The organism is Bradyrhizobium sp. (assembly GCF_019242285.1).
Taxonomy (GTDB): Bacteria; Pseudomonadota; Alphaproteobacteria; order Rhizobiales; family Xanthobacteraceae; genus Bradyrhizobium.
The window spans coordinates 1-9285 of the sequence record NZ_JAFAVV010000373.1; the positions used below are offsets into that span (position 1 = coordinate 1).

6 protein-coding genes are annotated in these 9285 nt (G+C 66.6%); 4 read left to right on the forward strand and 2 right to left on the reverse strand.

Annotation, left to right across the window (positions count from 1 at the left end; translation table 11 throughout):
* Both JOY90_RS14575 and JOY90_RS14580 read right to left on the reverse strand, forming a co-directional pair.
* Positions 1-851 (reverse strand): alpha/beta hydrolase (locus JOY90_RS14575; protein WP_291691821.1); only part of this gene is annotated, 851 nt, incomplete at its 3' end.
* 25 nt (positions 852-876) lie between these two features.
* On the reverse strand, positions 877-2178 hold the full coding sequence (locus JOY90_RS14580) for an MFS transporter (protein WP_291691822.1): 1302 nt from the start codon (positions 2176-2178) through the stop codon (positions 877-879).
* A gap of 218 nt (positions 2179-2396) precedes the next feature.
* On the opposite strand from JOY90_RS14580, the gene JOY90_RS14585 reads away from it, so the two are divergent.
* The 4 genes from JOY90_RS14585 (at position 2397) to JOY90_RS14600 (ending at position 8522) form a co-directional block, all read left to right on the forward strand.
* Positions 2397-4058 carry a hydantoinase B/oxoprolinase family protein gene (locus JOY90_RS14585; RefSeq protein ID WP_291691823.1) on the forward strand — a complete coding sequence of 554 codons (1662 nt, stop codon included), beginning with the start codon at positions 2397-2399 and terminating at the stop codon, positions 4056-4058.
* A gap of 3 nt (positions 4059-4061) precedes the next feature.
* A complete protein-coding gene (locus tag JOY90_RS14590; protein WP_291691824.1) occupies positions 4062-6119 on the forward strand; it encodes a hydantoinase/oxoprolinase family protein in 2058 nt (685 codons plus the stop codon).
* Between the two features lie 45 nt (positions 6120-6164).
* Complete coding sequence (locus tag JOY90_RS14595) at positions 6165-6536, forward strand: tRNA-binding protein (RefSeq protein ID WP_291691825.1); 372 nt, start codon at positions 6165-6167, stop codon at positions 6534-6536.
* Between the two features lie 72 nt (positions 6537-6608).
* Positions 6609-8522 carry an alpha amylase C-terminal domain-containing protein gene (locus JOY90_RS14600; protein ID WP_291691826.1) on the forward strand — a complete coding sequence of 638 codons (1914 nt, stop codon included), beginning with the start codon at positions 6609-6611 and terminating at the stop codon, positions 8520-8522.
* Positions 8523-9285: the final 763 nt, after the last annotated feature.

Here is a 9285-nt window from a genome sequence, read left to right on the forward strand (position 1 = left end):
GCGCGGGGGTCGCGCTGCGGCCAGCGGCCGCTGTCGACCTGGGCCAGGAAGTCGCCGACGATCCGGTTGTATTCGCCGGGCTCCTCGATGTTGATCGCGTGGCCCGAATTCGGGATCACTGCGAGCGCCGCGGTCGGGATGCTCTGCTTCATCAGGATGCCCGGCAGCAGGCATGGCCAATCCTCGTCGCCGGTGATGACCAGCGTCGGGATGGTGATGAGCTTCATGTCCTCGACCAGTGTATAGAGCGAAGGCCGCTCCTTCTGCACACCCTGCTGGGTGTTGGCCGATCCGACCGCCGAATGGCTTGCCAGCATCGCCTTGAACTCCGCGTGGCCGCGCGGGTCCTTGTTCTCGAGCTGCACGCGGGTCGGTCCGTAGGCATAGCGCTCGGCGAAGGCCGGCATGCCGTCGCTGCGGAGCGCCTTGGCGATCGCATCGGCTTCGCCCTTGAACGTCTCGCGCTTGTCGGGCTCAGCGCCATAGCCACAGCCGCCGATGCACAGCGACGCGGCGCGTGCGCCATGGCGCAGGCCGAAATGCAGCGTGGCAAAGCCGCCCATCGACAGCCCGACGATGTGCGCCTTCCGCTCGCCAACATGGTCGAGCACGGCGAGGATGTCGTCGGCGGCGCGCGCCTGCGAATAGGACGAGGCGTCTTCCGGCACATCCGACGGCGGGAAGCCGCGCGCATTGTAAGCGATGGCGCGATAGCGCCGGCCGAAATGCCGCAACTGCGGCTCCCAGCTCCGCAGGTCGCCGGCGAATTCGTGCACGAAGATCACGGGATGGCCCGATCCCGTCTCCTCGAAATGGAGGCGTACCCCGTCGTCGGTGGTGGCATAGGGCATGGTGATCTCCCGGATGGGGCGGCGGTCAGACCGGCAGTTTGCGGCTGTAGTCAATCAGGGTCGAGCAGATCAGAAGCGCAATGCCGGCGGCGGCGAAGTACATCAGCGCCAGGAAGTAGGAGCCGGTGACCTGCACGATGAGGCCGACGATCAGCGGCGAGGTGATGCCGGCGATGTTGCCGCCGAGATTCATGCAGCCGCCGAGGAAGCCGGATCTGTCGCGGCCTGCGAGCGCGGACGGGATCGCCCAGTACATGCCGCACCAGCGCAGGAAGAACAGCGTGGCGGATAGCAGCGCCACGGCGGCTGTGGGATCGCTCACATAGGCGACCGAGAAGATCGATACGGTGGTCATGAGGGCGGCGATGCCGAACAGCGTGCGGAACACGAGATTGGGCGCGCCGCCGCGGCTGCGCCAGGTGTCGCCGATCCAGCCGCCGACGAGCTCGCCGACAAAGCCCGCGAAGAAGATGATGAAGGACGCGCTGCCGATCACCTTGATGTCGAAATTGTGCACCTTGAACAGATAGGTCGGCATCCAGGTCAACAGCCCGTAGAAGGTGGTGTTGAAGAACATCCAGCCGAGGCACATGCACCAGACCGAGCGGAAGCGGAAATAGCCCAGGAAGCTGCCGCCGGACGAGGGCGTCGCGGCATCCTCCAGCGCGTGCGCCGCCTCCAGATAGCGGGCTTCGGCTTCGTTGACGGAGGGATGCTGGCGCGGCGTGTTGCGGATGTAGTACCAGGCCAGAAGGCCGCACAGCATGGTGCCGACGCCGGCGATGACGAAGGCGACGCGCCAGGAATTGAAGGCGGCGATCAGCCAGGCGATCACGATCGAGCCCAGCGCGGCGCCGAGCGGGGCACCGCCGTCGAGCAGGGTGGCGCCGCGCCCGCGCTCGGTCTGGGTCATCCAGATCGCGTTGAGCTTGCCGCCGGCGGGATAGATCGGCGCCTCCGAGGCACCGAGGCCGAGCCGGGTCAGCATCAGCACGACCCAGGTGGTGGCGACTGCGGCGATCGCCTGAAACGCGCCCCAGAAGATCGTCGCCGACGCGATCACGATCCGCGGCCCATAGCGATCGGCCAGCAGGCCACCGGGCACCTGCATCAGCGCATAGGTCCAGAAGAACGAGCTGAGGATCAGGCCTTGCATGGCCGGATCGATTTCGAATTCCTTGGAGATCAGCGGCATCGCCACCGAGAGCGAGGCGCGGTCGATATAGTTGATCGAGATCAGGAACAGCATCAGCAGGAAGATGGTCCAGCGCACGCCCGTGGGCCTTGCCGTGCCCGCCGCCGTAATGGCGGATACCTGATCGGTCATCACTCGTTTCCAATTGCCGGCGGATTCTCGTCGCGCGACCATCGCCATTGATGGATCGGCGCTGCCGGGCCAAAGCAGTCTGTGATAGGCGGAGCGGCAGGGCAACCGCGTTTTGGATGCTGCATGCAAGCCATGCTAATTGCTCGACGCTTGTTCTTGTTGCCGTGACGGCGAACGTTCTGCTCTATAAGCGTGAGCAGATATGGAGGTGGGTAGGAATGTCCGAGACCGTCGACCCGATCACGCGATCCGTGGTGCAGCATCGCCTGAGCTCGATCGTGGCCGAGATGGGCGAGGCGATGCTTCGCACCTCCTATTCGCAGATCCTCAATTCCAGCCGCGACTTCTCGCTCGCCATCTGCGATGTAACCGGCCGGTTGATCGCGCAGGCCGAGCATATCCCGGTCCATGTCGGCGCGCTGCCCTGGGCGACGCGCGCCGTGGAGGAACGCATCCGGGATGTCGTGCCGGGCGACATGATCCTGATGAACGATCCCTATCATGGCGGCAGCCATCTGCCCGACCTCACCGTGTTCGTGCCGGTGTTCGACGGCGAGCGGCGGCTGTTGTGGACCATCGTGCGGGCGCATCAGAGTGACATCGGCGGCGCCACCCATGGCGCCTACAATCCCGATGCCACCGAGATCTGGCAGGAGGGCCTGCGGATTCCGCCGATTCGGCTCGCCGAGGCAGGGCGGATGCGGGACGACATCCTCGACATGCTGGCGCTGAACGTCCGCAACCCCTACGACTTCCGCGGCGATCTCGCCGCGATGATCGGCGCCGCCCATCTCGGCGAGCGGCGGGTGAAGAAGCTGCTCGCCGAGCTCGGCACACCTGTCGTGGAAGCCGCGATCGAGGCGGTGCTGGACGCGGCCGAGGCGCAGGCGCGCGCGGTGGTGTCGACCTGGAGGGACGGCACGTTCCATGGCGAGGCCTTGCTCGACGATGACGGGCGCGGCCGCACCGACATCAGGATCGCGGCCAAGGTGACCAAGCGCGGCAGCGACGTCGAGGTCGATCTGTCCGATTCCGATCCGCAGGCTTCGAGCTTCGTCAACTCCTCGCATGCCAACATGCAGGCGGCGGTGGCGATGGCATTTGCCTATCTGATCGACCCCGACATCCCCAAGAACTCCGGCGCGCTGCGGCCGCTGACGGTGAAGGCGAAGCAGGGCACTATCGTCTGGGCCGATCCGGGCCGGCCGGTGACGCTGTGCACCAGCCATCCCGGCAACGAGATCGTCGAGGCGATCGTCAAGGCGCTGGCCGGCTCCTGCCCGGATCGCGCCATGGCCGGCTGGGGGCGGCGCTACCGGATTGCGATCCAGGGCGAGAATCCGCGCACCGGGCGCGGCTTCATCTGGCACATGTTCCACGCCCGCCCGGGCGGCGGCGCGTCCTCCGGCGGCGATGGCTGGTCGTCGATCGGCGAGTGGCATTCGGCTGGCGGGCTGAAGTTCGGCAGCATCGAGGTGGCCGAGGCGCGCTTCCCGCTGCACTTCCGCAAGCACGAATTCCGACCCAATTCCGGCGGCGACGGCCAGTATCGCGGCGGCCTCGGCGTCGCGCTCGATCTCGTGCTGGAGACGACCAGGCCGGCGCTCGGCAATACCGCGGGCGAGGGCACCCGCCACGGCTCGGCCGGCATGCTCGGCGGCGAGGACAGCGCGCCACATCGCTACCGCCTATTGTCGGAAGGCCGGCCGCCGCGCGAGCTGCGCACCAAGGAGGTCGGCATCGAGATTTTGCCCGGCGATTACCTCGAGGTCCGCTCCGCCGGCGGCGGCGGCTGGGGCCCGCCGGCCAAGCGCAGCCAGGCGGCGCGCGAGCGCGACCGGCTGCAGGGCCTCGTCACCGACGACGCTGAGGCTGTTTGAACCATGCTGACCATTGGAATTGACGTTGGCGGGACCTTCACCGATCTCGTCGCCATCGATGCGAGCGGGCGCACGGTCTTCGCAAAATCGCTCTCGACACCGGAGGACCAGTCGCTCGGCGTGATGACGGGGCTGGAAGAGCTGGCGCGCCGGCTCGATCTGTCGCGTGCGGACATGCTGGCGCAGACGCAGAGACTGGTGCACGGCACCACGGTTGCGACCAACGCGCTGCTGGAGCGGCGCGGCGCCAAGGTGGCGCTGATCACGACCGAGGGCCATCGCGACGTGCTGGAGATGCGCGAGGGACTGAAGGGCAATCGCTATGACCTGCGCTCGCCGCCGCCGGAGCCCTTGGTGCCGCGCGAACTGCGCTTCGGCGTGCGCGAGCGCATGAGGCCCGATGGTGAGGTGCTGATCCCTCTCGATCAGGACTCGCTCAACGAGGCCATCGCCGCAATCAGGCGATCCGGTGCGACCTCGGTCGCGGTCTGCTTCCTCCATGCCTATCGGAATGCCGCGCATGAGCACGCGGTGGCGGAGCGGCTTGCGCGGGAGCTGCCCGACGTCGGCGTGTCCTGCTCCAGCGACGTGCTGCCGCAGATCAAGGAATATGAGCGCGTCTCGACCACGGTGGTGAACGCCTATGTCTCGCCGATCGTCCGGCGCTATCTCGAACGGCTGGAGCGGCGGTTGACGGAGGCGGGCTTTGCCGGCTCGCTCTTTATCATCCTGTCCCATGGCGGCATGGCGCCGGTCGAGGAGGCCGCGCGGCTCGCCGCGGCAACTGTGCTGTCGGGACCGGCCGGCGGCATGGCCGGCGCCCGTCGCTCTGCGGCGATGCTCGGCGTTGCCGACCTCGTCGCCTTCGACATGGGCGGCACCTCGACCGACATTTCGCTGATCGCCGACGGCGCGATGACGCTGTCGGCCGATAGCGGGCTCGCCGGCCAACGCATCGCGCTGCGCAGCCTTGACATCGCCTCGATCGCCGCCGGCGGCGGCTCGGTGGCTTCGGTCGACAATGGCGGCATTTTCCACGTCGGCCCGCAAAGCGCCGGCGCGATGCCGGGGCCGGCCTGCTACGGCCAGGGCGGCGAAGCCGCGACCGTCACCGACGCCAACGTCGTACTCGGCTATCTCGATGCCGCGAAATTCATGGGCGGCAAGCGGCCGCTCGATGTATCGGCAGCAGAAGCCGCGATCGACCGGCTCGCTACGAGCCTGAAGATCACGCGCATCGAGGCGGCGGCGGGCATCTTCCGCCTGGTCAACCTGAAGATGGCCGACGGCATCCGCATGATGACCCTGCGCCGCGGCGTCGATCCCCGCCGCTTTGCGCTCTTGAGTTTTGGCGGCGCCGCGGGCCTGCACGCCGTTGAGCTTGCACGCGAGCTGGACATTACCCGCATCATCGTGCCGACCACGGCCTCGGTGCTGTCGGCCTGGGGCATGCTGACCTCGGATCTGCGCTATGAGGTGAGCCGCACCCATTTCGAGAGCGGTGCGCGCTCGACCGCAGGCGAGGTGCGCGAGATCTTTGAGGGACTCGAAGCTCGCGCCACCGAGCGGCTGCAAGGCTGGTTCGACGGGCCGATCGCGATCGAGCGCGCCGCCGAGATGCGCTATGGCGAGCAGATTTTCGAGATCGACGTCTCGCTCGACGGCATCGACCTCTCTTCGCCGTCGCTGATCGCCGAGATCGAGAAGCGTTTCCACCGCCGGCATGAGGAGCTCTACACCTATGCCTCGCGCGACCAGGAGGTCGTGTTCGTCAATGCGCGCGTCGCCGCGGTCGGCAGGGTGGCCACGTACGAGGCAGACGCCCATGCGGTCACCACGACCAAGGCCGCCATACCGCGCGGCACGCGAAGGGCGTTGTTCGGCGAACGGCGCGACGTGCCGGTGTTCGCGCTCGATGAGCTGAGGCCCGGGCACATGCTGCAGGGGCCGGCGATCATCGAGGCGGAGACCACCACCGTGGTGATCAATGCAGGCGACGCGCTCACGGTCAATGGCTTCGGCTGGCTCGATATCCGCCTCTGCAAAGCTCAGGGCATTTGAATTGGGTTGCGCCGGCGGCTTCCATAAAATAAACGGTCTTCCATCATGCATCTCGTTCACAATCCCGCCGCGGCGCCGGCCGCCCAGATCACTTTCGACCAGTTTCTCGCCGTCGACATCCGCGTCGGCACCATTATCGCGGCCGAGCCGTTCCCCGAGGCGCGCAAGCAGGCGCTGAAGCTCACGGTCGATTTCGGCGCGGGCATCGGCACCAGGCGCTCGAGCGCGCAGGTGACGCAGAACTACGAGGCCTCCGCGCTGATCGGCCGGCAGGTCGCCGCGGTTGTCAACTTCCCGTCGCGACAGATTGGCAAGTTCATGTCGGAGGTGCTGGTGCTGGGCTTTCCGGACACGAACGGCAATGTGGTGCTGTTCAAGCCGGACCAGCCGGTGCCGAACGGCGCGCGCCTGTTCTGAGAGACCGCCTTCTGTTTCCAGGACGGCCGATCGGGATATCCTGCCGCGGACATTTGGAGGGAGGGCCGGCCAATGGATGCTCTGCAGATCGATCTCTCCCGGGCGCCGCTGGGCGGCACGTTGGTAGCGGGCGGTGCGACCTTCCGGGTGTTCGCGCCGCGCGCCAGCGCCGTCCATGTCTCCGGCGACTTCAACAGCTGGAAGCAGGACGAGGCGTCGCGTCTCAGCCCGATCGGCGGCGGCCACTGGGCGGTCTTCGTGCCCGGGCTGAAGGACGGCGATCCCTATTGCTTTTTCGTCGACGGCCCGGCCGGGGGCACGTCGGGCTTCAAGCGCGATCCGCATGCACGGTTGTTGACACGGGAGCCGCCGTTCCCGCAGTCCCATTCGGTGCTGCGCGACCCCGCCGCCTTTCCCTGGCATCGTCGAGAGTTCACTCCGCCGCCATTCAACCAGCTCGTCATCTATCAGCTTCACGTCGGCACCTACGACATCAAGCCGGGCAATCCGGACGGCTGCTTCTTCGACATCATCGCGCGCGTGCCGTATCTCGCTTCGCTGGGCGTCAACGCCCTGGAGCTGTTGCCGGTGCAGGAGTTTCCGACCAGCTTCAGCATGGGCTACAACGGCACCGATCTCTTCAGCCCCGAGACCCAGTATGGCGAGGCGGAGGAGGCCAAGCTTGCGGCCTATGTCGCGCAGACCAACGACATCCTGCACGGCGTCGGCGAGCGGCCCTATGCCGGCGTGGACGTGCTGCGCCACTGCGATGATCAGCTTCGCGCGCTGGTCGATGTCTGCCATGTCCACGGCATCGCCGTGATCTTCGACGTGGTCTATAATCACGCCGGCGGCGGCTTCGACGATCACAGCCTCTGGTTCTTCGACCGTGCGCGCCCCGGCAACAACAATGACAGCCTCTACTTCACCAATGATGGCTGGGCCGGCGGGCTGGTGTTCGCCTATTGGAACAGGGATGTCCGGCGATATCTGGTCGACAACGCGCTGTCGTTCTATCGCGAATATCACCTGGGCGGCCTGCGCTTCGACGAGGTCAGCGTCATGGACCAGTTCGGCGGCTGGGGCACCTGCCAGGAGATCACCGACGCCCTGCGCGCGGAGAAGCCGCTGGCGATCCAGATCGCGGAATACTGGCCGGTCAACGCATGGGTGCTGAAGAAGCCGGCCGAGGGCGGCGCCGGGTTCGATGCGACCTGGGACGACCGGCTGCGCGAAAGCGTGCGTGGCGCGATCAGGAGCGCCGCTGCCGGCGCGAGCGCAAAGCTGTCGATGCAGGCGATCGCCGACGCCATTGCCGACCAGGGCCTCGGCGAGCGCTGGCGTGCCGTCCAGCATGTCGAGAACCACGACAAGGTCTATGTCGGGCGCGAGCCGCGGGTGGCGAAGCTCGCCGACGGCAGCAACAGCCGCTCCTGGTATGCGCGCAGCCGCAGCCGTTTCGCGATGGGGCTGGTGTTGACCTCGCCCGGCATTCCCATGCTGTTCATGGGGCAGGAGATCCTGGAGGACAAGCCGTGGAGCGACACTCCGGCTGTCGATACCACGATCTTCTGGGCGGGGCTCGATCATGGCGACAAGGCGATGGTCGACTTCCTGCGCTACACGCGCGACCTGATCACGCTCCGCAAGGCCCATCCGGCGCTGACAAGCGAGGGCTGCGCCGTCGTCCACGTCCACGACGACAACCGCGTGCTGGCGTTCCACCGCTGGACCGACAACGGCGACGACCTCATGATCGTCTGCAGCCTGAACGAGACGACTTGGCGCGATTATGCGATCGGCTTCCCTGCCGCAGGGGAATGGCGCGAGATATTCAACAGCGACGTCTATGACAACTGGGTCAACCCGAACGTCGCGGGCAATGACGGCGGGGTCGTCGCCGATGGACCGGCGATGCATGGCCAGCCGGCATCCGCGCGGCTGACCATTCCCGCCAACGGCCTGTTGGTGTTCGCGCGCGGGTGAGATGTCGTAGCCCGCATGAGCAGAGCGATATGCGGGGACAGTGTTTCCCGGATGTCGCTTCCGCCTACGCTCTCCGAGCTTCGGCGGACGGGTCGCTCATCCGGGCTACTTGCTACTTCTTATTCGAATGTCAAACAGCTCCACCGTCATTGCGAGCGCAGCGAAGCAATCCATCTTTCCCCGAGCTGAGGCGTGGATCGCTTCGCTGCGCTCGCAATGACGATGTCGAGGCATAGGGGCTTACTCTCGCGGCGCGTTGCGCCCGAGGCTTTGGGAAATGATCCACCCTCGAAAAACCAAGAGGGCGCAGGGAATGCCGAGTGCTTCAGCCGCACCCATGGCCCGCGTGCATCAAAAGTAGCACGCGGCGGTTACCACAGGTTCAGCCGAGATCACCGGCATTCCCTGCGCGATGGTGTTAACGCTTATGCCGTGCTCTTCCCGGGGACCGGGCTTTCTTGCCCCCGTCACCCGCGTGATGTGAAGCATCACCGCGAGCTTAGCGCCAGCGTCGGGGCGCCAGAACCACACGTATTCGCCGTCCGCAATGGCGCCGCTCGTCCGGCTGCGCCATCCGCGTCCATCGCATCCCCGCCTCACGTTCGTGACGACGCGTCCGTCCCTCTTGCCGAGGCGGGATGGGGGTATAATCGCACTGATTGGGGTCTACGTCAAGAGAAAATTCCGAAAATCGGAAGATGGCAGAGAGCGTAGCCCGCGTGAGCGGAAGCGATATGCGGGGCCGGCGTTCCCGGATATCGCT

Coding starts and splice junctions, on each gene's coding strand:
- JOY90_RS14580 (WP_291691822.1), bottom strand. CDS start 2,178: ATGACCGATCAGGTATCCGCCATTACGGCGGCGGGCACGGCAAGGCCC.
- JOY90_RS14585 (WP_291691823.1), top strand. CDS start 2,397: ATGTCCGAGACCGTCGACCCGATCACGCGATCCGTGGTGCAGCATCGC.
- JOY90_RS14590 (WP_291691824.1), top strand. CDS start 4,062: ATGCTGACCATTGGAATTGACGTTGGCGGGACCTTCACCGATCTCGTC.
- JOY90_RS14595 (WP_291691825.1), top strand. CDS start 6,165: ATGCATCTCGTTCACAATCCCGCCGCGGCGCCGGCCGCCCAGATCACT.
- JOY90_RS14600 (WP_291691826.1), top strand. CDS start 6,609: ATGGATGCTCTGCAGATCGATCTCTCCCGGGCGCCGCTGGGCGGCACG.